Consider the following 24,591-nt stretch of genomic DNA (forward strand, 5'->3'; position numbering starts at 1 on the left):
TCTTGCTAGACACTTAAGCCATCACTTTAAGAAATTGCTCCCGTTTTTTTATAGAGCTTCTGCCACTCATCAAGGAACAGAATTGCCGTATCCAGATCGGAGAGTTTGCCCTCCTGTTGTCGAACAGCCCATACTAAATCTTCAAATGAGACATCTTCCGGCAAACGGAGTTTACCAAGTAGCTTTTTAATGTCCTCAGCCAATTCAGGCGGGTAATCTGTGTTGAAAACGGATGACTGTTTCTTTGGTTTTGGCCATCCTGGTATACGTTCAGCCGTGAATTCAATGAGTGTGCGCATACGATGTGTGTAGGTGTGGTCAGCAAGAACGCGTGCCCTTCCACGTTCAGCGATGGCCTTACGTTTTTCTGGTTGAGTTGAATAATAATCAATCTTTTCAATAAGATCATCCATACTTGAGAATGTCGCAAGCTCATCCTCAGCAAACGCCTTGTCAAGCAAGGTTCGTTTATCCACCAATTGAAAAGCGCCACAGGCCGCCAACTCAAAGGTACGAGGATTGACGAAGTCGCCGAAAGTCACCAGTTCCTCCGCCTGAATGCTCGAATGCAAATTGAGATTGATCTTTGTGGCATTAAAAATTTTCACACATTCTTCGGGCGTTACGCGAGCCCCTTTGAGTTGAAGAAGTGGTGCCAGCACATGATCTCCGTCCCATTCGGTACCCCACAGTTTAAAATCATATTTGACCAGATCACGAAACGCCTTACGTCGATTGGCATACCCTGCTCCCATGAATGACACGTCCGATCCGAATTTGCGTTTTTCCACTGGGGTCAGATCAACGGGCTGATGGAAGTCGGGCTGGGCTGCCAATGGCAGGTAGACGGCATTGGGTTGACCTATTGACTCAAGATCTTTGAAAAATTGTCCTTTTTGAATGACTGCAAAGATATCATACAACGGTGCAAACGACTTCCAGTATGTGAAGAGTGTATGATCTTCGACAAACCACATCGCCGTCACCACTCCGTCACGTCTGAGTCGTTTAAGTGCCTGACGATTGAGAGGCGCTTGAGCCATGGACAGAACCATATCCGGCTCAAAAGACTCCACTTTGGCAAGAACGGCCTGACTGACGACGTTCAAAAAGGAATTCTGTAAATAATCCAGTCGATCCGTTGTCACCTTGAGAGCGTCCAGTGAATCGTAGGCAGGGTAAAAATCCGGTGCTTCAAAAGTTTCGACAAGGTGGCCCTCCTGTTGAAGAGCCGAGGCAACATATCGCCCAATGGGCAAAGAGCCGCCGTACAGTGGAAGAACAACCAGTATTCTCAAAGTGTTCATCTAGTTATCCATGTGTTGCGTTGGGTTGTATCTTGGTCATCCAGTCTTTTTCACGATAGAATTCGTGAGCAAAAGCGTGCTCCAATTCCGAAAAACCAGCAGAGACACCAGAGAGATGCTGAAGTATGAACTGCCGCAGCACTGTTCGTTGCTGCAAGTCAGCGTCTTCCCCAGCAAAAGATGTGTATATCTGGCCCAGAGCATCAAATGACGACTTGAAACCAAGTATCCCTTCAGGAGTGTGATCACTCTTTCCTGTAATGAGAAAGCGTTGCAACTGAGGGGCGGTAAAGCCTCCGAGACACCGTACATCATACGGGCATGGCTGTGTCTCAAGGCACGGCAGACACTCTGTAACTCCCTGATAAACCGTATGCCCGAGGCCGTAAGGGCCGGTCTCGAAACACCATGCAGATGAAAGGAAAAAGGCTCGGACAGGCGTTCCAAGGTGTGCTGCCAGGTGCATGGTTCCGGTATCCGGCGTCAAAAGCATATCCAAAGATCCTACTAAATCAACAAGTTCAGCCCAATCGGTTTTGCCAGCTTTGTTCTCTGTCCGGGATTGGAGGCTGGGAGACAACGCTTTGAGCAGTGACTGCCCCGCCTGATGTTCACTTGCCCCACCCAAAAGAAATATTTTTCCTGAAACGGTGGATGACATGGTCGTTACCATGGTCGCCAGAAGAGATGCGGGAAGCGAGCGTCGTGACTCCCGTCCAGCCAGAACAACGCCTATACCGCCTCCTTTGGGCGAGGCATGGGGGTTGACCTGTTCCGGGACAATCATGTCCGGGCAGTACCCGGCCCAAAAATCCACGAGGTTCATACCGAGGCGACGCAGTCTGGACCAACGCATGGCCATTGCCGGCCACTGTCCGGTGATCTCCTGCCCATTGTGCCAGGAGTATCCTTCCACTTTTTCATGATCAAAAAGCGCGGCCAGTCTGAAGTTCAGCGGCGAAAAGTTGAGATTGTAGATGGTCTCAAAATCAATACCGGAGAGTTCTGCAAAGGAGCGTCTGTTCTCCACAAGCATTTTCAAGGCGGCATCATGCCCACTCAATCCGGTTCCATGTGCCAGAATCGGGTGAACGATAACATCGGGATAAACCAGTCGTGCCAATGGTTCAAGAGAGATATCAACACATAGATGTACAGTGGCGTCAGGACGTGTCGTCAGAGTGGCGACGAGTCGCTTTGTCTGGATTAAATCCCCGAATCGGGCGAGTTGTATGACAAGATAATTTTTCATGGTCCTTCAGGGTGTCAAAATACTAGCGTAATTCAATTGATTATTGCAAGAACCGGGCAATTTCCCATTTTACATGCAAGCGGGCATTGGTTATCAAGACAGATGCGATACTATCCAATCTTCGTGAACTTGGAAAACAAACACTGTCTCGTTGTCGGCGCCGGTGACGTTGGCAAACGGAAAATTCAATCTCTGCTCGATTCCGGGGCCGCTGCGGTCACCATCATTGATACCCGAGAGCCTGATTCGTCTTTGGATTCCATTCTTAAGCAGGGTAATGTAACCTATTGTTGTCGGGAATTTGATGATGCGGACCTCAATGGACAGTTCCTGGTTATAGCCTGCACTACTTCCGAGGCAATCAACGAGCATATCAGTCGTGTTTGTAATGAACGTGGTATTCTGTGCAATATCGCCGATCAACCGGAGAAAAGCAGTTTCATTGTCCCGGCATCAGTCAAGCAGGGAGATCTAACCCTTGCCATTTCCACCGGAGGACAAAGCCCTGCTCTGGCCAAATGTATCTGCAGGGATCTGCGAGAATCGTTTGGCGACGAATATGCGCGCTTGCTAACTCTTATGGGCCTCATTCGTCCCCTCATGCTTGATCTTGCTTTGGAAACCAAGGAGAATACAGCTGTCTTTCGTAAGTTGGTCAACTCGAATCTATTGACGGCAATCAAGGATCATGACCTTGACTCTGTCGTCGAAATACTTAAAGAATCTTTGCCCGAACCGTTGCACGACAACATCCCGGAGTTACTTGATGGGCTCGTTTGAATCATTACATATCTGCATTATCGTACTCTATGCTCTTGGCACCCTGTTGTTTCTGACCGGTATTTCTTCCGGAAACGACAAGCTTAAGCGCATCGCCACATGGTTTGCTGTACTCGGTTTTGCTTTGAATACAGTAGACTTGGGGCTCATGGTCAACAGTGACCCCTCAGTGCTGTATGGTGGTACTTTTTATTTCAATATTCTGGCCTGGTCAGTGGTGGCCTTCTACTTCTTCCTTTGGTGGAAGCTCCGCCTTGAATTTCTGGCCATAACCGCCCTGCCCTTGGCAGCCCTTCTTTTTGTCGGCTCGATGGCCTTTGGCGGTATCAAGGTCTTCATGCCGCCGCATTTGACGCTTTTGTTCTTCGGCTTGCATATAGGAACCCTTGTCTTGACACTTGGTGCCCTGATGATGGCCTTTGGGGCCGCTCTGGCATTCATTTATTACAACCGCCAGCTCAAGACCAAGGCCGGCCTGACCTCAATGGGACAAGGAGTACCTTCTCTCAACAAATTTGACACGGTTAATCATTGGACCGTAACTCTCGGGTTTCCCTTGTACACATTGGGGCTTTTTTCCACCTTTTTCTGGTACTGGGTGGCTCCTGACAAGAAATTCGCATGGGATATCATGAAGATAGGCTCATTAGCAGTCTGGTTCCTCTACGCCTTTCTTTTTCACCAACGCATCGTATTGGGGTGGCGCGGACGTAAACCCGCCATCCTGACAATCTGGGTCTTTGCCGGTATGTGCATCTCCCTTATTCATCACACAATTACTTTCAGGGCGATGCCATGAACAATAGAAAAATCATACTTATTGGATTGAACCATCGTACCGCAGGTGTGGACGTACGTGAAAAATTCGCTCTGACTGACGTGGAGAACTTTGAACAGGGGCTCATGGGCAACTGTCCAGTGCATGAATGTATGGCGCTCTCCACCTGTAACAGGGTGGAGATTGTGGCTGTTGGCAAAGGTGTCCCGGAAAGAGAAGTTATGGATTCGCTCATCCAGTACTGGGCAGGAGTCTGTAAGGCCTCTCCGGAGCTGTTGATGGAAAATATCTATCAATATTCTGACCTTGAAGCCGTACAGCACATCTTTACCGTGGCCAGCAGCCTGGATTCCATGGTCATGGGAGAGCCGCAGATTCTCGGCCAGCTCAAGGATGCCTACCGTGTCGCGGTCGAACGCGGTGCAGCCAAAACCATCGTCAATCGTCTGCTGCACAAGTCGTTTTCAGTGGCCAAACGCATTCGTACAGAGACCGCCATTGCTTCCAGCGCTGTTTCAATCAGTTATGCGGCCGTGGAGTTGGCGCGCAAGATTTTCGGCGACCTTGAGGGCACCAAGGCCATGCTGGTCGGTGCTGGTGAAATGGCAGAATTGGCCGCAACCCACCTGATGCGTAATGGTGTGCAGGATATCATCATTGCCAATAGAACACTCTCTCGGGCCAAGGAGCTGGCTGATAATCTTGGTGGTGAGCCTATCCAGATCGAGTCAATGCCTGATCGACTGCATGAAGTGGATATCGTCATCAGTTCCACAGGCTCACCGGTGGCGGTCATCAAGGCCAAGGATGTCAAATCTATCCTCAAGCGGCGCAAAAACAAACCCATGTTTTTTATCGACATCGCAGTGCCACGAGATATCGACCCCAACATCAACAACCTGGACAACGTATATCTATACGATATCGACGATCTCAAAGAGGTGGTCGACGAAAACATGGCCCAGCGCCAGGAAGAGGCATCCAAGGCGCATGCCGTTGTCGAACTGGAGACCGAAATTTTTGGCAACTGGTTGAACTCATTGAGTCTGCAACCTACCATTGTGGACATGGTGGACAAAACCGAAGAAGTTGCTCTTCGGGAATTGAACAAGACGTTGAAAAAAATTGGCCCAGTGGACAACAAGACGCTCAAGGCTCTTGAAACACTGGTCCTTTCCATCGGGCGTAAATCCCTGCATGAGCCTATCTGTTTCCTGAAACGACGTACTCAGGAAGAAGGTTCGGCCGAACGGTTTATCGATCTGGCACGTCGCATGTTCAATCTGGATGACGAGGTCGTTCCGCCTACGGCGCACCTCAACAGGAAATCGCAGACATGCGCACCCGAAGATATTGAACAACTCATTGAAGTATCGAAAAAGGAACAATAATGCGGAGCTATCTGATAGAAGATCTCGTTGAAGACGATTACAAGAAGGTAATGAAATCCTTTGATGAACTTGGATTTCGTGGTCCTATTGATGATATTTATTACCTTCCCATGCCAGAGGAACTTCTTCAACGTGAACAGCAAGAGCATATGGATGAATGTGGTCCGTACTTCATGGCGCTGGAATGTATCGCCGGTACAGAAGAAAGCTCTTTGAAGCTGGAGCTTCTGGTACGTGGCCGCAACAGAATGCGGTGCTCCTGTGTCACCTACGCGACTTCTGAGCAACGCAAGCACATGATTGAGTACCTCGATCAGTTCATCGAGGAGCTTGAAATCTCTGTCTAGTATGACGAGTTCAAAAGATACCCCTCTGCAATCATTGCAGGATTTGCTCCCCAAGTGGGCGCATTTCTGTTTGTATACCGAAAAATTCATTACGCACGAATTGAATGTCGATCTGAAAGAGAAAAAGATCGTCATCGGTGTCTCGGGCGGCGTGGATTCCACCGCCCTGCTGCTTGTCCTGCACTACTTGTCTCCCAGGCTGGGCTGCCACGTCATCGCCGCTCACCTTAACCATACTCTTCGCGATGAAGCCGACGATGATGCTCGCTGGGTGCAGGAATTGTGTGCTTCATTGAACATCAAGTGTCTTGTCAATTCTCAGGACATCAGAGCGTTGGCCAAAGTAATGGGAACTGGTCTGGAAGAAGCGGGCCGTTCTGCACGCTATTCTTTTTTTAACGAGGTCCTGCAATCCCACTCGGCGCAGTATATTGCTTTGGGACATCATCTGGACGACCTGAGCGAAGATGTCCTTATGCGCTTCATCCGGGGAACCGGCTGGCCCGGTTTATCCGGCATGTCCGGGTATGATCCAGACCGCAATCTCATTCGTCCTTTTCTCATGCTTCCCAAATCCACATTAAAGGCGTTTGTGACGCATGTGGGTGTGCTGTGGCGCGAAGACGCTACCAATGCGGAGTCCGATATGACTCGCAACCGTGTGCGTAATGAAATTCTCCCCCTGCTCCTCAAGGAGAACCCCAATTTCAGGGATTCCGTTGGGCGGCTTTGGAAAATTGGTCGTATCGAGAGCGACTATTGGGAGAAAATGACTCAGGATGCCTCAGATACGCTTTCTGCAGACCTCTTGGACGCATCTCACAAGGCGGCTCGGCTTCGTCTCTATAAAGCCTGTCTTGACCGTTTGGGACCGGGACAGGCACTGGCACACACATTATTCAATCTTGATGAAGCCTGGCAGGAAAAACGTGTAGGCGCTGTGCTGCAATTCCCGGGTGAAAAGACTGCTACGATTACCGCTTCCGGCATGGTTTTCGCCACCACCCATTGACTTCCTTTACTGCCCGGTATAAGAGCATGTGATCTTTTGCACAATGTGCTGAACTGCCATGCGGCATTTCGCTTTTTCACTCATCAGGAGGAATTATGAATATTCTTATTTTCGGCCCCAACGGCTCCGGTAAAGGCACCCAGGGAACCCTGGCCAAAGACAAATACGGTCTGGATCACATCGAATCCGGTGCCATTTTCCGCAAGCACATCGGCGGCGGCACCGAACTCGGCATGAAAGCCAAGGAATACATCAACAAGGGCGAGCTCGTTCCTGATGACATTACCATCCCGATGGTTCTGGACGTTCTGTCCAACTCTGATGAAAACGGCTGGTTGCTTGACGGCTTTCCCCGCTCTCTCGTTCAGGGTGAAAAGCTGTGGGAATCCCTGCAGAAAGATGGCGAAAAGCTCGACTTCGTTATCGAAATTAAGCTGCCCCGCGAAATCGCCAAGGGTCGCATCATGGGTCGTCGCCTCTGCGAGAACAACCCGAACCACCCTAACAACGTCGGTATCCCTGTGATCGCTCCTGACGGTGACAAATGTCGTGTCTGCGGCGGCGCTCTGTCCGCTCGTGAAGATGACCAGGATGAAGCCGCTATCGATCAGCGTCACGACATCTACTACGATGAAGAGACCGGCACCATGGCCGCTTGCAACTTCTACAAGAACATGACTGACGGTGGTTTCAAGTTCATCGAACTCAACGGTGAAGATTCCATTGATACTATCAAGGACTACCTGATGAGCCAGCTCGTCTAGTTCTGTCTTTAGAGAATATGTAAAGTCCTTCAGGCATGCCTGAGGGACTTTTTTTGCGTCTATTACCCAGACACACGGTGACGTCTTTAACTGATCAGATACAGACGGTTTTATTCGAAGGACTCCCCTCTCTACAGTATGCCTTGTTGTTTTTAAGCCCGAGGGGACTGATGTTGACAAGCCGGACAACAAAAAAAGGGAAGGACCATGAGGCCCTTCCCTTTGTCTTTTCGAATTGAATCGATTTATGCTTCTACTTCGTCCTGCTTGGCAAAGTCGCTGGGGCCGAAACCAAGAAGGATCGGGCTGGCGACAAAGATGGAGGAATACGTTCCAACGCCGATGCCTATGAGCAGTGCCAGGGCAAAGTCGTGGATAACGGAACCACCAAGAACAAACAGGCAGAACACGACCATCAACGTCGTGAGTGACGTCATGATGGTACGAGACAATGTCTGGTTGACTGACAGATTGATCACATCCGCAAAGGAATTGGTGTTCTTGCGTGCGTTGCTGTTTTCACGGATACGGTCGAATACGATAATGGTATCGTTAAGCGAGTAACCGATGATGGTCAGCAATGCCGCAATGATCGTCAGGTCGAATTCCTTGCCCAGAATTGAGAAGATGCCGATCGTTATGGTCACGTCATGTATAAGCGCCGTTACAGCGCCGAGAGCGTAGTTGAGTTTCAGGTACCAACACAGCCCGACCGTGATGGCCAGAGCCGCGATAATGAGCCAGCCCATGTCAAGACCGAGCAAACCGATACCATACACACCTGCGCCCAAAGCGGCGGCCATGAAGCCAGCTACGGTCCACCGCTGTTCAAAGCGGCCCGAGATGTAAACGGCAATCAGCAACACTGCGTAGAACAGTGCTTCCAAGGCCTTGGAACGTAAGTCGGCACCGACCTTGGGGCCAACCATTTCAAGGCGTTGGATATCGTACGATGCACCGTCAAGATTGGCTTGAAACGCATTGTTCACCCGGTTCCTGACTTCCTCCGAGGAGATGTTGGAACTGGAGGTGCGAATCAGGTACTCGTGGTCGCCTTCCAGACCGAATGTCTGGACGACCAATCCGGGCAGCTCGACACCCTTCAGGGCATCCTTGACCATATTGACGTCTGTATCTTTTTCGATCTTTACCTGGACGATCATGCCGCCTGCGAAGTCGATGCCGTACTTGGGGCCACCCTTGATAATCAGGGAGCCGAGACCGGCCAGAATAAGCAGCGCCGAGAGAATAAAGGCAATCTTCTTGATGCCGATGAAGTCAATAGTCGTGTTGGGTTTAATTATTTGAAGTCCCATGATCGTCCCCTTAAATGCTCAGCTTCGCGTTGGCGGAGCGGCTTTTAGTGTACAGGTCGAACAGGATGCGCGACACGAAGATGGCCGTGAACATGGATGTGACGATACCGAGTATCAAGGTAACAGCAAAACCACGAATCGGGCCGGTTCCGAACTGATAGAGGATAATGGCCGCAATGACGGTGGTCAGGTTCGCGTCCAGGATGGTGAGCGTAGCTCTGTCATACCCTTCAATTATGGCCTGCGTCGAGGAGAGGCCTCGTCTGAGTTCTTCACGGATACGTTCAAAGATGATGACGTTGGCGTCAACGGCCATACCGATAGTCAGGATGATACCCGCTATACCCGGCAAGGTCAGCGTCGCACCAAATAAGGCGAGACCACTCATGATGAGCATGATGTTGATGCAGAGCACCAGGTCGGCGACCATGCCAGCGAATCCGTAATAGATCAGCATGAAGGCAAGCACCGCGACCATACCGATAACTGCGGACATGATACCGTTGTCGATGGATTCCTGTCCCAGGGACGGGCCTACTGTGCGCTGCTCAAGGATCTGAACTGGGGCAGGCAGGGAACCGGCGCGCAATACGACAGCCAGGTCACGCGCTTCTTCCTGAGTGAATTGACCGGTAATGGATGCGCGACCGCCGGAGATACGTTCCTGAATGACCGGGGCGGAATACACCTTGCCATCCAGAACGATCGCCATGCGTTTGTTGACGTTTTCGCTGGTAAGGTTGGTGAAGATGGCGCCACCGCGTGCATTAAAGGTAATGGACACGAAGGGCTTGTTCCACTGGTCCATGGAAACCTTTGCGTCAGTGACATACTCACCGGTGAGCACAGAGTCTTTTTTGAGAACAATGGATGTCTCAGAGTACTTACCGTTGGGCAGTTTGTGCAGAATCGTTGAAAGTTCTCGACCTGGAGCAAGTATGCCCTTCTTCGCTTTTTCGATATCAGCAGTGTCATCGACCATCTTGAATTCGAGGAGTGCTGTCTGCCCGATGATCTTGATGGCGCGTTCAGGATCCTGAAGACCAGGCAACTGGACCTGGATTCGATTATCCTGCTGACGACGGATATCAGGTTCGGCAACGCCGAACTGGTCAATCCTGTTGCGGATGGTCTTGATAGCCTGTTCCATTGTCAGCTTTTCGATATTGCTGCGGTACTGGGGGGAAATGGACAGGACATATTTCAGCTTGCTGTCACCCAGGGGAGTACTACTCTCTATGGCAAAAGGGCTGGAATTTTTGATGATTGTATCAAAGGCATCTTTTTGATCACCTTTGAGCAGGGTCACCTCGATCTGAGATTCGGACAGCACTGTCGGACGCAGGATGAAGACATCCCCCTCGCGTGCCGTGGCCTTGAGGTCGTCTCCAAGACGGGCCAGGTTGTTGTCCATGGCCGTATCCATATCAACACCAAGAGTGAGATGGATACCGCCTTTGAGGTCGAGGCCAAGATTAATGGCATCGCCCGGAAGGATTTTGCCCAAAGCAGAATCCTGTACGCCGGGAACGGACGGTAACATGTATACCAGTCCGAGGATCAGGACGATCAGGGCCGCAATGGCTCTGAAACGTAAACTTTGCATGTAAACTCCCTTACTGAAACTCGACGAACATGGTCAAATTCCACGTTCAAGAAACACAAGTGCGGATCGGGCCACAGACAGTGGTCCGATCCGCTTGATCGTCTCAAATACCGGGTGCAAGAACCTACTTCTTGTCGGCTGCGGGTGCGCCGCCATCCTTGTCGGCTACGAAGCCGCGCTTGATGACAACGTTGACACCTGTGGCGATTTCAATGGTGATATTGTCACCATCGATGGACACGATAGTGCCAAGGATGCCGCCATTGGTCCATACTTTGTCACCCTTTTTGAGGGCTTCCAGCATAGCCTTGTGGGTTTTCTGCTTTTTCTGCTGCGGACGGATGAGCAGGAAGTAGAAAATGGCGAACATCAGGACGAGCATGGGCAGCGGACCGCCAATAATGGCGCCCAAGCCGCCTTCACCACCGCCACCTGCGGGCGGGGCCATGGCATATGCTACGGATTCGAAGAGCATAGGTTTCTCCAAAAAAAGTTAATAATGTTGTACTGTTCCCAGTTTTTTTAGCACGGCACGTATAGGTTGGCATACGGACGATGCGAAAATGGACGTATTTTCACGAAGTTATCGCTCAAAATGTCCTTGCTGTCCAGCTTCAATTCCTTGGCATAATCTTCAACAAGACTTTCAATGATTTTGAAGTCTTCTTCGTCCGCTGGCTGAGCGCTCAAGCCCGGACCGAGCTGGGCTTCAGGCATTTCGCCACGTACATAGATGACACCGCCGTGCATGCCTGTTCCGAGATTTCGTCCCGCAACAGGCGCATCAGGCTTATCAGAAAACATACCCAAGAGCAAAATAATTCCTCCAGCCATATATTCTCCGAGGAAGTCCCCTGCCTTGCCTCCGATCACGATTTTAGGCTGATGTTCAAGATAGGCTTTCATATGGATTCCAACACGATAACCGACATCTCCTCGTATGAATATTTCACCCCCACGCATGGCGTAGCCAATAACGTCGCCAGCGATACCGTCGATGATAACGCGTCCGTCATCCATTGTATTGCCGACACCGTCCTGCGCGTTGTTGTGGATATGGATTCTTGGACCACGCATGAATGCGCCGAGATCCTGGCCGGGGACGCCGTAGATATCAAATGAGAGATCCCCTTCAAGAGCGGTTGCGATATATCGTTGGCCAGTACATTGCTTGATGGTGAAATCAGTCACGCCTTTATTGACAAGCTCCCGTATTTCCTCATTTAACTGACGATAATGTGTTCGCCCTGCCGTGAGCGTCTTCTGTTTTATTTTGACTGGCATTTAAGCCTCCATATCCACAATTACCGGTTCGCCTGCCTTGGGCATCCATACCCTGTCCAGTTCCGGGCAGACATCACGCACGGCAGATTCTTCTGAAGACATGAAGATCATGTCGTCCTTTTCAGCCACCAGCAATGGCCTGAGTTTGATCCGATCATTGAGTCCCATGAGCCTGTTGTTGCTCGCCACCAGGATGGCGAACGGCCCGTTGAGCATGGCCGGTCCGTATGTGGCGCGAAGCGTGGTGTAGAGTTCCTTTTCATCCTCGTCCATACGTTCAATTTCATCCCAAAAAGGCGGAGCAAACACCTTAGCTGCCATTTCCCAGGAAAGACCATGTTTGCGGATGAGCATATCGAGTTCATAGGCCACAACCTCGGTGTCAGTCATCATGGTGCACAGGTAGTCGTGCTCACAAAGGTAGCGCCGGTTGATACCGTAGGAAGAAATTTCGCCGTTATGTACTATGGACCAGTTTAAAATGGTGAAAGGATGAGCCCCTCCCCACCAGCCCGGTGTATTGGTCGGGAAGCGATTATGGCCGGTCCAGATATACGCTTCATATTCTTCCAGCCGGAAGAATTCAGCGATATCTTCAGGAAAACCGACCCCTTTGAAGGCTCCCATGTTCTTGCCGCTGGAGACGACGAACGCGCCGGGAATGGTGGTGTTGATTTTCATGACAACGGCCACCACATAATCCTCCTCAGGCAGTTCCCAGAATTCATTGTCCGGATTCTCGGGAACAGTCACGAAATACCGATTGAATCTGGGAGACGTCGGAATAGCCAATGTCCGGCGTGTCGGAATCGGTTCGTAGAAATGTAACTCGAAGTATTTCTTGAGCAAGGATTCAGACCCACTGATGGCAGCTGTATCATCACACATCATGTGAAAGCAGTATTTGTCTGCATGGTCCGGGTAAATGCCATAGGCGGCGAATCCGCCACCCAGCCCGTTACCTCGGTCATGCATGCAGGTCATGGCCTGAATGGGCATGTCACCGGAAATCAGACCACGCTTCTTGTTGATGACGCCAAAGACGCCGCAACCGGAAATGTCTTTTTCGAAATCATAATATCTGTCTGGTGCTTTCATTGCGTATCTCTTTAGTCGGGGTCAACAACGCCGGGATTCCATGTTTCCTGGAAAAAATCGTCGGGCCACATCAACACATCAGGCTCTCCGGCCAGGATTTGCTTCTTGGCCCCTTCCGGGACAGCCATCTTGAATTTGACAAAAGCGGTGTACATGCCTGCCATATCAATATCACCCACCAAAACATAGCCCACCAGGCGATCGTTCTGAAATACGAGCTTGCGATAGCTTTTTTTCTTTTCATCCAGCGACAGGGCTATTTCATAAGAATCATCGCCCTCGGGAGGATTTACCCGCCCCACTGAAATAGTAGGCAAACCATAAAATGATATTGAATTCATGGACAGGGAACCGGTGAATTCGGTAGCGCAACCAGCCATGTTCTTGCCTGCGCAAAAGCCCTGATTGTAAGCGTTGGTCCAGATGGGAATGACGCGTTTTTCACCGAACAACAGATCTTTGGCCTGGGCCACATCGCCTGCGGCATACACTCCCTCGGCGCTGGTGTGCATATGTTCATCCACCCTGATGCCTTGATCCACTTCGATGGCGGCATTTTTGGCAAGATCGTAGTTGGGCACTACGCCGATGGCAATCACCACTGCGTCACATTGCAAAAAGTCGCCGTCTGTCAGATGGATCCCTTTGAGTCGGCCATCAGTATCTCGTTGAATGTCCTTGGCTGTTACACCGCATCGAACATGAAGCCCCACTTCTTCCAGTCGTTTTCCTGCAAGCGCTGCCGCATTCTCGTCAAAAGCCAGACTCAAAATGCGTGGAGAAAGCTCCAGAATGGTTACCTCAACCCCTCGATCAAAAAGTGATTCACCTGCTTTGAGGCCGATAAGCCCCCCGCCGATGACAACCGCCCTCTTTATTTCCTTGGCTTTCGATATGAGAAGCTGTGTGTGTGTCAGGTTGGTGAAATTATAGACGTCAGCACCATCGGTTCCCGGAATGGACGGTGAAAAAGGAATACCGCCTGTGGCAATGAGTAAATGCTGAAATTCAACCGTGTCACCCTGGTCGGTCGTTATTGTCTTTGTCGTGGTGTCTATGCCGGTAACCCGCGTACCAAGCATCAGAGAAACATTGCTTTTTTGATAAAAATCCTGCGGACGAAGGGCTAATCGCTCGGGGCCGATCTTCCCGGCCAACAGGTAGGAGATAAGCGGACGTCCGTAGGCATGGGAGTCTTCGGCGCCAATAACCAGAATTTCGTTTGTGGTATCGACCTTGCGGATGCCTTCAATGGCACCGATAGAAGCGATTCCGTTCCCGATGATGACGTATTTCATGGTCTCGTTCCTATCGTTCTTCGAATTTTAGTGCCCCATTAGGACACGCTTCCACACAGGCGGGACCGTTCTCGCGCTCAAAACACAAATCACATTTAACGATCTTATCCTCTGTGGGGTGCCGCCTAATGGCACCGTATGGGCAGGACATGAGACAGGACCAGCAGCCGACACATTTTTCTCTGTCATAGACAGTGCGCCCTGTTTCCGGGTCTTTGTGCAGGCCACCGGCGATACAGGCCGCCACACAGGCTGGCTCGTCACAATGACGGCAACTTATGGCCACTGAGATGTCTCCGTTTTCGAATACGCGTTTTCGCGGAGAAAGCCCGTCCTTTCCCCGCTCCTCGCGGAAAGCGATGATCAGATCCTTTGACTTGGAGTGGGATGTAATACAGGCCAGCTCACAAAGGTGGCAGCCGATACAATATTCTTTATTCGGATAAACTCGTTTCATTATGCCCTCTGTCTAGCGCCCGGCGTGTTTGATGCCGAGAATGTCGAGTTCAGTGTCGGAAATACCCACGCCGCGCAGTTTGTCTCGATTGCCGCGCAGGGATTCGATGGAGTTCAGCCCCATACCTCCGAGCATCTCTTCAATTTCGTGCCCCCATGCACGAATGAGGTTGGCCATTTTCTTGGCCGCGATATCCGGATTTTGCCGTTTGGACAGCTTGGGGTCATTGGTGGCGATCCCCCACGGACATTTGCCCGTATAGCACCGTCCGCACAGAGTACACCCCACTGAGATCAGGGTTGCGGTGCCGATATACACGGCGTCGGCACCCAGGGCGATTGCCTTGACCACGTCACCGGAACAACGGATGCCGCCTGCTGCCACAATGGACACATTGTTGCGGATGCCCTCATCTCTCAGTCGTTGATCCACCTGTGCCAGAGCAAGCTCGATAGGAATCCCCACATTGTCTCGAATCATGGCCGGGGCAGCTCCAGTACCGCCACGCATTCCGTCAATGGTCACGATATCGGCGCCAGCCCGGGCGATACCTGAAGCAATGGCGGCCACGTTGTGTACCGCTGCTATCTTGACCGAGACAGGAGCCTTGTATTCGGAGGCCTCTTTCAATGCATAGATAAGCTGGAGCAAATCCTCGATAGAATAAATATCGTGATGCGGTGCCGGCGAGATGGCGTCTGAGCCAATGGGAATCATCCGGGTTTCAGAGACCTTGTCGTTGATCTTTTCACCGGGGAGATGACCGCCTATCCCAGGCTTTGCGCCCTGTCCGACTTTGATCTCGATCCCTGCGCCTGCCTTGAGGTAGTCGCGGTGCACGCCGAAACGACCGGACGCCACCTGAACAATGGTGTTTGCGCCATACTTATATAATGATTTGTGCAGACCGCCCTCGCCTGTGTTGTAGGCGGTGCCGGTTTCCGTGGCGGCACGGGCCATGGCGCGGTGAAGATTGAAATTGATGGCACCAAAACTCATGGCTGCGAACATAATGGGAATATCCAATTCAAGTTGCGGTGTGAGCCGGGTGTTCAATCGGGGTTTTCCGGTTTTCTTGTCGGTCGTGATATCCAACTTGCGGGGCTTGGCCCCGAGGAACGTCTTCAACTCCATGGGCTCGCGTAGAGGGTCAATTGATGGATTGGTTACCTGGGAGGCATCCAGAAGCATCTGATCCCAATAAACGGGAATATCTACCGGCGAGCCCATGCCTGCCAGAAGTACACCGCCTGTATCCGCCTGTTTATAGATATTTTGCAGAAAGACCGGTCTCCACAAGCTGTTTGTCCGAAAATCTGATGGTTTGTTGCGTATATTCAACGCGTTGGTCGGACAGAGGGCTTCGCATCTATGGCAGCCGATACACTTGGCATTGTCATGCATGACCTTTTGGCGGGCATCATCCCAGAAATGCGCCTCATAGGAACATTGCCGGATGCAGACCTTGCAGTTGATGCACAGGTCCGGGTCCCGGTCTATGACGAACTCATGATAGTTCTTGTTGATGGGCTGAAACAGCAAGGTTTGTTACCTCGTATATTGGTTGCCAAAACTTTGATTTATTGAAACAACTTCCCGAAAAGGTGATTTGCTTTTGATAATCCATGAATTTTCACTATTTTTTCAGGGGATAACCAAAAAACCACATCTCATTCCTATCTGTCAAGGAAGCAGTTAATCACTCGATATTAAACCCATTTAAATCTGCTCATAGTTATCGAGCACGCCAGAACCGAGAAAACGCCGTCTTTCCTTGACTTACAACTCCTTTAATAATAAAGAGATTCGCATGAACACGAACCAGAATCGCTTTAGCTTCTTTTTCTTTTTTAGCTTTCGCTTTTTTAGAAGCGCCTGCGGTTCTGAGGTGTGCATGTAAACGACAGTAGACTACATACACAACAAGGGCCGTAGGCGTTAAGCTTACGGCCCTTTTCTTTTGCGGGTCGAAGTGGATGCCGGGGTCGAAAACGAGAGGGGAATTTGTGATGATGTTGGGTTTTGGAAGTATGGAGATAGCACTTGCGTTCTGGCTATCCGTCGGTGCGACGGTACTGTGTGTTGTTTATGGACTCTTGAACTGGAACAACAAAGGCAATGATGAACCCGGGGGGGATGCATAGATGGAAGGCAAACTCATCGGCATACTCATTTACTTGGGAGTCATTTTCTTTCTTGGATACAAAGCATGGAAAAAGACCAAGGAATCGACTGATTACATGCTCGCCGGTCGCTCCATGAATCCGTTCGTTCTGGCCATGTCATACGGAGCAACCTTTGTATCCACATCCGCCATTGTGGGGTTTGGCGGCGTGTCCGGCATGTTTGGCATGTCGTTGCTCTGGCTCACCTTTCTGACCATTTTTGTCGGTGTTTTCATTGCCATGGTCTTTTTTGGCAAGCGGACCCGCCGTATGGGGCTGGCCCTGAATACGCACACCTTCCCAGAACTGCTGGGAAGGCGCTATAAATCGAAGTTCATCCAGCAGTTCACCGGGGTCGTCATTTTTGTCTTCATCCCGGTCTATGCCGCTGCCGTGCTTATCGGCATCTGCCGCATGCTTGAAGTGGCTTTTCCGGCGATCAGCTATCATTACTGGCTTATTATCGTCACTGCGATTGTTGCCATGTACGTCATTACCGGCGGCTTGAAAGCGGTCATGTATACAGACGCCTTCCAAGGATCCATCATGGCCGTCATGATGCTTATCCTTATGGTGACTACCTACTCTCTTCTTGGAGGAATGACCGAAGCGCACCAGGCCCTTACGGATATGGTCAACCTGATCCCTGCCAAAATGCTCAAAGGGGGCCTTGTCAGTTGGACAGAAGGACCAAACTTCAAATCCCCTATCGGCCTGACTGTCTACACCACCATCATTTACGGTGTCGGCATCGGGGTTCTGGCACAGCCTCAACTCGCTATCCGCTACATGACCGTGCCCTCAGACCGTGAGCTGAATCGTGCCGTGGCTATCGGCGGTGTCTTTATCCTGCTCATGACCGGCGTGGCATTCATCACCGGCGCTCTGTCAAATGTCGTCTTTTTCAATGAATTCGGGAAGATTTCCAGTGTCATGGCCAAAGGTAATTACGACAAAATCATTCCCCTTTATATCGATAAAATAATGCCGGGATGGTTTTCAGGGCTCTTCCTTGTGGCCATGTTTGCCGCAGCCATGTCCACCATGAGTTCTCAATATCATGTGGGTGGTACATCGCTCTCGCGCGACTTTCTGGAACAGTACGTTGAAATTGGCAATGACGGCTCGTCCATGAAGCTGAATCGTCTTGGAGTCACTATCGCCATCATCGCCACCCTGATTTGGGCCTGGCTGCTTCCTGAAGGGGTCATCGCACGCGCCACGGCATTCTTTTTTGGTCTGTGTGCAGCCTCGTTCCTGCCCATTTACGTGCTTGGACTGTATTGGAAGGGCATGACAAAGCTCGGCGCCAAGATATCCATGATCGGTGGATTCTCTTTTTCCATGTTCTGGCTGCTATTCATTCACCTGAAAGAAGCTGCCCCCATTGGATTGTGTCAGGCTGTGACCGGCAAGGTTACGCTGGTCGCTGATGCCGCGCCCATGTCCTGGTTGTGGCTCATGCAATGGGTGGACCCCAATGTGGTCGCCCTGCCCGTCTCCATCATTCTGGCCGTCGGTGCCAGCCTTGCCACTCGACGAATGGAACAGGATCATCTGAATCTGTGCTGGGACGGACTCTGTTAACCTTCGGATATTAAAAGAAGTATGGGGACGCCGGGGCAGATGCTCCGGCGTCCTTTTTATATGGTGGATTGACAGTTTCAAGCAATGCGAACATAAACAACTATTCTGATTAAAAAGGACACCAATATGAATAAAATCAATGTAAATATGAAATTTCTCCACCCAGTGTGGGAGGAGCACAAGCTGGCCTATGCAACGGAATATTCGGCAGGACTCGACCTGCGCGCCTGTCTCGATGTGGATGAAATCGAAATCGGGCCAGGTGAAAAGGCAGCCATTCCTGCCGGAGTCGCCATTGAAATCCATGAACCTTCCATTGCAGGGTACGTTTTTTCTCGGAGCGGCCTTGGCACCAAGGACGGCCTTACCGTCAGCCAGGGCGTTGGAGTCATTGATCCGGACTATCGTGGGGAAATCAAGGTGTCTCTGCTCAACACCTCCGATCAAGTGCGACGAATCAAGCGCGGACAGCGCATCGCACAACTGGTCTTCATGCCCATCTTTCAGGCCAACATCCTTCCAATGGATGAACTCGGTGAAACAGACCGTGGGGCCGGAGGATTCGGATCAACAGGCAAACATTAACGAGTTGAGAGAATATAATGAGTAATACATTTGATGCGATAGTAAAAAGAGAGAACAGTCTGCTCTGCAACACCTACGGACGCTATCCTTTGGCAGTGTCCAAGGCAAAAGGCTGCAGGCTGTACGACCTGGACGGCGTTGCATATCACGATTTCCTGGCCGGGATCGCGGTATGCAGTCTGGGGCATAGTCGGGAAGACCTGGCCGAGGTCATGGCTGAACAAGCCAGGAAAATGGTCCATGTTTCCAACTTGTTTTATCAGGAACCGCAATTGGACCTGGCTGAAAAGCTCCTGAATACCTGTGCCGCAGACAAAGTCTTCTTCTGTAACTCCGGGGCGGAAGCCAATGAAGGAGCCATCAAGCTCGCACGTCGCTACATGCATTCGGTCAAAAATGACGATCGGCATGAAGTGATCACGCTTGAAAAATCCTTCCACGGCAGAACTCTGTCCACCCTGACCGCCACAGGACAGTCCGGCCCTATCAAGGATGGTTTCAATCCGCTGCCCAAGGGTTTTGTGACCGTGCCTTTCGGCAATGTGAACGCCCTGCGTGGTGCAATCAACGCACAAACAGCTGCCATCATGATCGAAATGGTCCAGGGTGAAGGCGGCGTACGCCCCCTGCCGAGCGATTACGTCAACGATATAGTCGCGTTATGCAAGGAAAACGGCATTCTGCTTATCGTCGATGAAGTGCAGACCGGGTTGTGCCGCACCGGAAAGATGTGGGCGCACCAGCATTACGGAATTACGCCGGATATCTTTACCTCTGCAAAGGCCCTGGCCAATGGCCTACCCATGGGGGCGGTCATGTGTACCGATGAGGTTGCAAAGGGGTTTGCCCCTGGCTCTCATGCCACCACATTCGGTGGGGGCGCGGTCGTGTCTGCCGTGGCATCCAAGGTGCTTGATATCATGGTAACCGAAAAGCTCGCTGAACGGGCCTGGGATATGGGGGAATTCGCCAAGGCCGAAGCACAAAAAGTCATGGCCAAACATCCTGACAAGATTGCCGGGACACGTGGGTTGGGGCTGCTTTTCGGCATCGAATTGACCTTCAACGGCGCAGATGTCTGGAAAGCCCTTTTGGAAAACAAGATGGTGTGCAATTTGACTCAGGGAAACATCCTGCGCCTTGTACCGCCTCTAACCATAGAGAAAGAGGATATCGTCACCTTTATGGAGGTACTCGATTCCATTCTTTCTTCTGTTGAAATCGACCCGGCTTGACCGTCAACAGGTGAATGCGTATCTTGATGAATAGAGGATACAGATATGAGCGGTGTGGCCCCCATAGAAGGTGCGAGTGAATACCACCCCAAGCACAAAGACCTTGAAGTCGATCGTTTGGAGCAGACTTCCACTCAGCCCCTGCCCGACGAGAAGCCCGTTGTGGCTTTGAATGGAGACGCCGCTAAACAAGCTGAAAAAACGACGATTTACGGATTTCAATATACCGGAAAAGGTTCGTTTATCGACAATGTTTTTTAAATTGATTCACATGCAATAACACAAAAATAAAGGCCGGGGACCAGGTTCCCGGCCTTGTCATATTCAACTCACGGAGACGACGTATTCCATGTCTACCCTGCTCAAAATAGAATTTATCATTGCCGAAGAACTGGCTGATGAAGCCGGTGTATTTATTGTATCCAAGGTGCCCCATGGCTGGGAAGAGACTCCGATCGAAGGTGGTCGAAAAATCACACTGTATCTGGAAGATCATCCTCTCGGCATGGAAGTTGTCAAAGAGTTTCAGGCTCGGTTCCCTGATGGTGACGTCACCTATGGAGAAGAAGAACCGGAAGATTGGGCCATGGCATGGAAGGACTTCTTCGTCCCAGTCAATTGTGGAGAATCATTCAAGATTTTCCCGCCGTGGTTGAGTGATGACGATGATACGACAACCAAGCATATCACCATAGAACCCAAAATGGCCTTTGGCACCGGCCATCACCCCACGACGTCATTGTGCCTTGCGACAATAGGCGACCTGGCTAAAAGCGAGGTCATTCTTCCCGGACAGACTTTTCTTGATCTCGGCACCGGCTCCGGTATTCTCGGCATTGGTTTAAGCATGCTCGGTCTGACTGGTGTCGCACTGGATATCGACCCGCTCGCGGTGTCCTGTGCTGTCGAAAATGCCGGAATCAATGATGTTGCCGAATGCATGGAGTTGGCTGTGGGGTCAATTGACTGTCTGGCTGATGACGTTGAATTTGATCTGGTTGTGGCCAATATCCTGTCAGGACCGCTTATCGAAATGGCCTCGGATATTCTCGCTCGTATCAAACCGGGCGGTTCGCTTGTCCTCTCGGGTATCCTTGTTGACAAGCAGTCCGATGCCGTGGCCGACGCCTATGAGAAGCGTGGCATAGGCCAACCGCAACGGTTCACCGAAGGCGAATGGGTTTGCCTCACCTGGGACAACATAGGAAGCTAAGGCCGTCAATGACGCAGGCTGATACCCTTCTGGCAATGTACGAGGCCATGCATGATGCTTTGGGGCCGAGTGACTGGTGGCCGGGAGATTCTCCCTTTGAGATAGCTATCGGAGCCATTCTTACCCAGAATACCAATTGGAAGAATGTCGAACGGGCCATCGGCAACCTCAAGGACCATCAGGTCTTGACGCCGGAAGGACTGCACTCCCTGCCGGTTGACACGTTGGCAGAATTGATACGCCCTGCCGGATATTACAATATCAAAGCGCGCCGTCTTCGCCATTTTCTTCAATTCCTCTGCGAGGAAGTCGAGTATGATTTGCTCGCTCTCAAAGGATACACCCTTGAGGATCTCCGTCCCAGGATTCTGGGCATCAATGGTATCGGCCCGGAGACAGCAGATGCAATTTTATTGTATGCGCTCGATTTTCCAACATTTGTTGTCGACGCATATACCCATCGGATGATGGGACGCCACGGGCTCGCTTACGAAGACATTGACTACAATGAGTTGCAGTCCATTTTTATGGACGCGTTGCCCGAAGATGTGGCACTGTACAACGAATATCACGCCCTCATCGTTCGAGTTGGCAAAGATTGGTGTAAAAAAAAGGTCGGTCTTTGCGAGACCTGCCCCCTCAAACACTTTCTTGATTGATACGGTTTCATGAAACAACTTTTCTTACTGTTCCTCATATCCACCCTCCTCTTTCCCGCCGTCGCGTGGTCGGAGGGAGAAGGCGACGCGCTCAATGAAACGCTTCAGCAACAACACGACAAGGCTGATCGCAACGAACAGAAGGTTCGTGAGCTCACCAAAAAAGCCGGACAGATTTCCACTCGCCTTTCCGACATTGAGGCTGATGTCAAATATCTCAAACAAAAGGTCAGCAAGCAGGAGGCCGTCCTCAAGGATATCAAAGCAAAGGAAATGAAAACCCGCCAGGATCACTTTCTTCTTGAGGAAGAAAAACAACGGATCACGCTCGAACTTTCCGGTCTGATGCAAACCTTGTGGCCCGTACACCTGCAAAATATCCGTTCCCGGTTTGAGGGCGTCGACAGTTGGGATATGTTTGATCGGCGTTTCAACTGGCTGGCCGAGATTTACAAAGCCACCGGCGACAAGCTTGCCGAGGCAAAGGCCAATTCTGAACAAATTGCCAAAAATCTTGAACATCAACGGCAACTTGCGGCTGAAGCCGAAGAACAACTGGGACAGATCAACAAAAATAAGGACAGACTGCTCTCGAACAAATATGCGTTGCGCAAGAACCTCAGAAAGGTTCGAAAAGAACGGCAGAATGTTGAGAGTGAGTTGACGGATATTCTGGCCACAATCGAAGATCTCAAGTATCAACTACAGTCACAGACAACCAAACGATTTTCCTTATATAAACGGAGTCTTCCGTGGCCGGTCAAAGGTCGTCTGGTCTCCGGGTTCAACATGCGGGCCAAGCCGCCGCTCCATGGATGGACCATCAGTACAGGTGAGGGCGTCAACGTCCAATCTGTTTTCTGGGGTAAAGTTGTTCACAACGACACCCTGCGCGGATTCGGTCATGTTGTCATCGTATATCATGGCTATGATTACTACAGTCTTTATGCCTATCTTTCCGAGACCTTTGTCAGGAATGGGCAGGAAATTGAAAAGAATGAACCTTTGGGGTTGGTCGGATACTGCCCCAAAGCCGATGGACCTGGGTTGTATTTTGAATTGCGTTTTCATCAAAAACCAATTAACCCAAAAACTTGGTTAACAGCTTTGAAATGATGTCAGTTAACCCAACATATTAGGACTCCGTTTACGGGGAGGCTTTCATGCGTGTTTCGCTTTGGATTTTTACTTTTCTTCTTCTCTTCACCCTTTCGGTCGCACCCGGTCCTACCATGGCCGACAACGACGACCACTATGAGGCCCTCAAGCGGTTTTCCCAGATTCTTGATATAATTGAGAATTCCTATGTAAAGCCCCTCACGAAAAAGGAACTTATAGACAATTCAATTCGTGGCATGCTTGAACAGCTCGATCCCCATTCAGCATATCTTTCTCCTGATGATTTCAAGGATATGCAAGAAGATACCGCTGGCAAATTCAGCGGAATTGGTATCGAAATCACGCAGGAACAAGGGCGTATCCTTGTTGTCACTCCGATTGAGGATACTCCGGCGTACAAGGCCGGTCTGTTGGCAGGAGATCTTATTCTTGAAATCAATGGAGAGTCCACACAGGGAATGACACTCAAAGATGCCGTGGACCGTATTCGCGGTGAAAAAGGAACGACTGTCAGGCTCATGATTCTGCACAAAGATTCAAACAAGCCTGTTGAGATTCCCATCGTGCGTGGCACCATCCCCATCGTCAACGTCAAAACCCAATCGCTCGAAGATGGATACCTGTATCTCCGTTTGACCAAATTCCAGGAATCTTCCACGCGTAACCTGCGTGAAAAAATCGCGGAATATCAACAGCAGCATACACTTAAAGGCATTGTCTTTGACCTGCGCAACAACCCCGGCGGCCTTCTCGGCCAGGCTGTATCCGTTGCGGACACCTTCATCGGTGAAGGAACTATCGTCTACATGCAGGGACAAGAAAAGGCCTCTCGCAAGGACTTCTACGCTTCCAACAATGAAAACGAAATAACCGTGCCCATGGTCACGCTGATCAACGCCGGTTCTGCTTCCGCTTCGGAAATCGTTGCCGGAGCCTTGCAGGATCATAATCGGTCCCTCCTCGTGGGAGAACGCTCCTTCGGAAAGGGTTCTGTTCAGACGATCATGCCCATGACCGATGGATCTGCCATCAAGTTGACCACTGCACTTTATTACACCCCCAATGGCCGCTCCATTCAGGCCAAGGGTATTGAACCTGATTTGAACATTCCCTTTGTCGCCCCCAACAAGGACGACGATTCCCAGATGCGCAACCGCTTTACTGTTCGTGAAAAGGATTTGAGTGGCCATCTGGAAAATGGACAGGGCTCAGCCAAGAACAAGAAAGACACTGATGCTGAAAAGGCCAAGGACATGCTCCAACGCGACAATCAGCTCCGTATGGCTTTGGAACTCGTGAAGAGCCTGCCGCGACTGAAGGAAATCAAGTAGGAAAGAC

The 24,591-nt window shown here is 50.7% G+C and carries 25 protein-coding genes; 15 read left to right on the plus strand and 10 right to left on the minus strand.

Annotated features, from left to right (window positions below; translation table 11 throughout):
- Positions 1 to 26 precede the first annotated feature (26 nt).
- Entirely contained in the window at positions 27 to 1,307 is a 1,281-nt protein-coding gene (locus SRBAKS_RS02205) for a CgeB family protein (protein WP_229593162.1), read from the minus strand.
- Between the two features lie 4 nt (positions 1,308 to 1,311).
- Positions 1,312 to 2,559, minus strand: a complete 1,248-nt coding sequence (locus SRBAKS_RS02210; protein ID WP_229593164.1) for a glycosyltransferase family 9 protein — start codon at positions 2,557 to 2,559, stop codon at positions 1,312 to 1,314.
- Positions 2,560 to 2,661: 102 nt separating this feature from the next.
- Here SRBAKS_RS02210 and SRBAKS_RS02215 point away from each other — a divergent pair, with 102 nt between their 5' ends.
- The 6 genes from SRBAKS_RS02215 to SRBAKS_RS02240 all read left to right on the plus strand — a co-directional run bounded on the left by SRBAKS_RS02215 (position 2,662) and on the right by SRBAKS_RS02240 (position 7,631).
- Positions 2,662 to 3,339: a precorrin-2 dehydrogenase/sirohydrochlorin ferrochelatase family protein gene (locus tag SRBAKS_RS02215; protein ID WP_229593166.1), complete on the plus strand. Its 678-nt coding sequence runs from the start codon at positions 2,662 to 2,664 to the stop codon at positions 3,337 to 3,339.
- Positions 3,326 to 4,138 (plus strand): cytochrome C assembly family protein, encoded by an 813-nt coding sequence (locus SRBAKS_RS02220; protein WP_229593168.1) that lies wholly within the window; start codon positions 3,326 to 3,328, stop codon positions 4,136 to 4,138. The genes SRBAKS_RS02215 and SRBAKS_RS02220 overlap by 14 nt, the downstream gene beginning before the upstream one ends.
- The gene (hemA, locus tag SRBAKS_RS02225; protein WP_229593170.1) at positions 4,135 to 5,508 is read left to right on the plus strand and encodes a glutamyl-tRNA reductase; all 1,374 of its coding nucleotides are present in this window, start codon (positions 4,135 to 4,137) and stop codon (positions 5,506 to 5,508) included. The genes SRBAKS_RS02220 and hemA overlap by 4 nt, the downstream gene beginning before the upstream one ends.
- Positions 5,508 to 5,855 (plus strand): hypothetical protein, encoded by a 348-nt coding sequence (locus SRBAKS_RS02230; RefSeq protein ID WP_229593172.1) that lies wholly within the window; start codon positions 5,508 to 5,510, stop codon positions 5,853 to 5,855. The genes hemA and SRBAKS_RS02230 overlap by 1 nt, the downstream gene beginning before the upstream one ends.
- Position 5,856: 1 nt before the next feature.
- On the plus strand, positions 5,857 to 6,867 hold the full coding sequence (gene tilS, locus SRBAKS_RS02235) for a tRNA lysidine(34) synthetase TilS (RefSeq protein WP_229593174.1): 1,011 nt from the start codon (positions 5,857 to 5,859) through the stop codon (positions 6,865 to 6,867).
- Positions 6,868 to 6,962: 95 nt separating this feature from the next.
- Positions 6,963 to 7,631 (plus strand): adenylate kinase, encoded by a 669-nt coding sequence (locus tag SRBAKS_RS02240; protein ID WP_229593176.1) that lies wholly within the window; start codon positions 6,963 to 6,965, stop codon positions 7,629 to 7,631.
- A 245-nt stretch (positions 7,632 to 7,876) separates the two neighbouring features.
- On the opposite strand, the gene secF is transcribed toward SRBAKS_RS02240, so the two are convergent.
- The 8 genes from secF to SRBAKS_RS02280 form a co-directional block, all read right to left on the minus strand.
- A complete protein-coding gene (secF, locus tag SRBAKS_RS02245) occupies positions 7,877 to 8,947 on the minus strand; it encodes a protein translocase subunit SecF (RefSeq protein WP_229593178.1) in 1,071 nt (356 codons plus the stop codon).
- A gap of 10 nt (positions 8,948 to 8,957) precedes the next feature.
- Positions 8,958 to 10,553 (minus strand): protein translocase subunit SecD, encoded by a 1,596-nt coding sequence (secD, locus tag SRBAKS_RS02250; RefSeq protein ID WP_229593180.1) that lies wholly within the window; start codon positions 10,551 to 10,553, stop codon positions 8,958 to 8,960.
- A gap of 124 nt (positions 10,554 to 10,677) precedes the next feature.
- Positions 10,678 to 11,028, minus strand: a complete 351-nt coding sequence (gene yajC / locus SRBAKS_RS02255) for a preprotein translocase subunit YajC (protein WP_229593182.1) — start codon at positions 11,026 to 11,028, stop codon at positions 10,678 to 10,680.
- Between the two features lie 47 nt (positions 11,029 to 11,075).
- The gene (locus SRBAKS_RS02260) at positions 11,076 to 11,837 is read right to left on the minus strand and encodes a GltB/FmdC/FwdC-like GXGXG domain-containing protein (protein WP_229593185.1); all 762 of its coding nucleotides are present in this window, start codon (positions 11,835 to 11,837) and stop codon (positions 11,076 to 11,078) included.
- Complete coding sequence (locus SRBAKS_RS02265) at positions 11,838 to 12,935, minus strand: class II glutamine amidotransferase (protein ID WP_229593187.1); 1,098 nt, start codon at positions 12,933 to 12,935, stop codon at positions 11,838 to 11,840.
- 11 nt (positions 12,936 to 12,946) lie between these two features.
- Positions 12,947 to 14,233 carry an NAD(P)/FAD-dependent oxidoreductase gene (locus SRBAKS_RS02270; protein ID WP_229593189.1) on the minus strand — a complete coding sequence of 429 codons (1,287 nt, stop codon included), beginning with the start codon at positions 14,231 to 14,233 and terminating at the stop codon, positions 12,947 to 12,949.
- Between the two features lie 10 nt (positions 14,234 to 14,243).
- On the minus strand, positions 14,244 to 14,690 hold the full coding sequence (locus tag SRBAKS_RS02275) for a 4Fe-4S dicluster domain-containing protein (RefSeq protein WP_229593192.1): 447 nt from the start codon (positions 14,688 to 14,690) through the stop codon (positions 14,244 to 14,246).
- 12 nt (positions 14,691 to 14,702) lie between these two features.
- Positions 14,703 to 16,232 (minus strand): glutamate synthase-related protein, encoded by a 1,530-nt coding sequence (locus tag SRBAKS_RS02280; protein ID WP_229593194.1) that lies wholly within the window; start codon positions 16,230 to 16,232, stop codon positions 14,703 to 14,705.
- Positions 16,233 to 16,702: 470 nt separating this feature from the next.
- Here SRBAKS_RS02280 and SRBAKS_RS17890 point away from each other — a divergent pair, with 470 nt between their 5' ends.
- The 9 genes from SRBAKS_RS17890 (at position 16,703) to SRBAKS_RS02320 (ending at position 24,584) form a co-directional block, all read left to right on the plus strand.
- A complete protein-coding gene (locus SRBAKS_RS17890; protein WP_347339467.1) occupies positions 16,703 to 16,834 on the plus strand; it encodes a symporter small accessory protein in 132 nt (43 codons plus the stop codon).
- Positions 16,835 to 18,442 carry a sodium:solute symporter family protein gene (locus tag SRBAKS_RS02285; RefSeq protein ID WP_229593196.1) on the plus strand — a complete coding sequence of 536 codons (1,608 nt, stop codon included), beginning with the start codon at positions 16,835 to 16,837 and terminating at the stop codon, positions 18,440 to 18,442. It begins immediately after the preceding gene.
- 126 nt (positions 18,443 to 18,568) lie between these two features.
- On the plus strand, positions 18,569 to 19,027 hold the full coding sequence (gene dut, locus SRBAKS_RS02290; protein WP_229593199.1) for a dUTP diphosphatase: 459 nt from the start codon (positions 18,569 to 18,571) through the stop codon (positions 19,025 to 19,027).
- Between the two features lie 17 nt (positions 19,028 to 19,044).
- On the plus strand, positions 19,045 to 20,262 hold the full coding sequence (locus SRBAKS_RS02295; protein ID WP_229593201.1) for an aspartate aminotransferase family protein: 1,218 nt from the start codon (positions 19,045 to 19,047) through the stop codon (positions 20,260 to 20,262).
- Positions 20,263 to 20,307: 45 nt separating this feature from the next.
- Positions 20,308 to 20,523, plus strand: a complete 216-nt coding sequence (locus SRBAKS_RS02300) for a hypothetical protein (RefSeq protein ID WP_229593203.1) — start codon at positions 20,308 to 20,310, stop codon at positions 20,521 to 20,523.
- An 88-nt stretch (positions 20,524 to 20,611) separates the two neighbouring features.
- Positions 20,612 to 21,475: a 50S ribosomal protein L11 methyltransferase gene (locus SRBAKS_RS02305; protein WP_229593205.1), complete on the plus strand. Its 864-nt coding sequence runs from the start codon at positions 20,612 to 20,614 to the stop codon at positions 21,473 to 21,475.
- A gap of 8 nt (positions 21,476 to 21,483) precedes the next feature.
- Entirely contained in the window at positions 21,484 to 22,134 is a 651-nt protein-coding gene (locus SRBAKS_RS02310; RefSeq protein ID WP_229593207.1) for an endonuclease III domain-containing protein, read from the plus strand.
- Between the two features lie 9 nt (positions 22,135 to 22,143).
- The gene (locus SRBAKS_RS02315; protein ID WP_229593209.1) at positions 22,144 to 23,250 is read left to right on the plus strand and encodes a murein hydrolase activator EnvC family protein; all 1,107 of its coding nucleotides are present in this window, start codon (positions 22,144 to 22,146) and stop codon (positions 23,248 to 23,250) included.
- 47 nt (positions 23,251 to 23,297) lie between these two features.
- Positions 23,298 to 24,584 (plus strand): S41 family peptidase, encoded by a 1,287-nt coding sequence (locus tag SRBAKS_RS02320; RefSeq protein ID WP_229593211.1) that lies wholly within the window; start codon positions 23,298 to 23,300, stop codon positions 24,582 to 24,584.
- Positions 24,585 to 24,591 lie beyond the last annotated feature (7 nt).

The organism is Pseudodesulfovibrio sediminis (genome assembly GCF_020886695.1).
Classification (GTDB): Bacteria; Desulfobacterota; Desulfovibrionia; order Desulfovibrionales; family Desulfovibrionaceae; genus Pseudodesulfovibrio; species Pseudodesulfovibrio sediminis.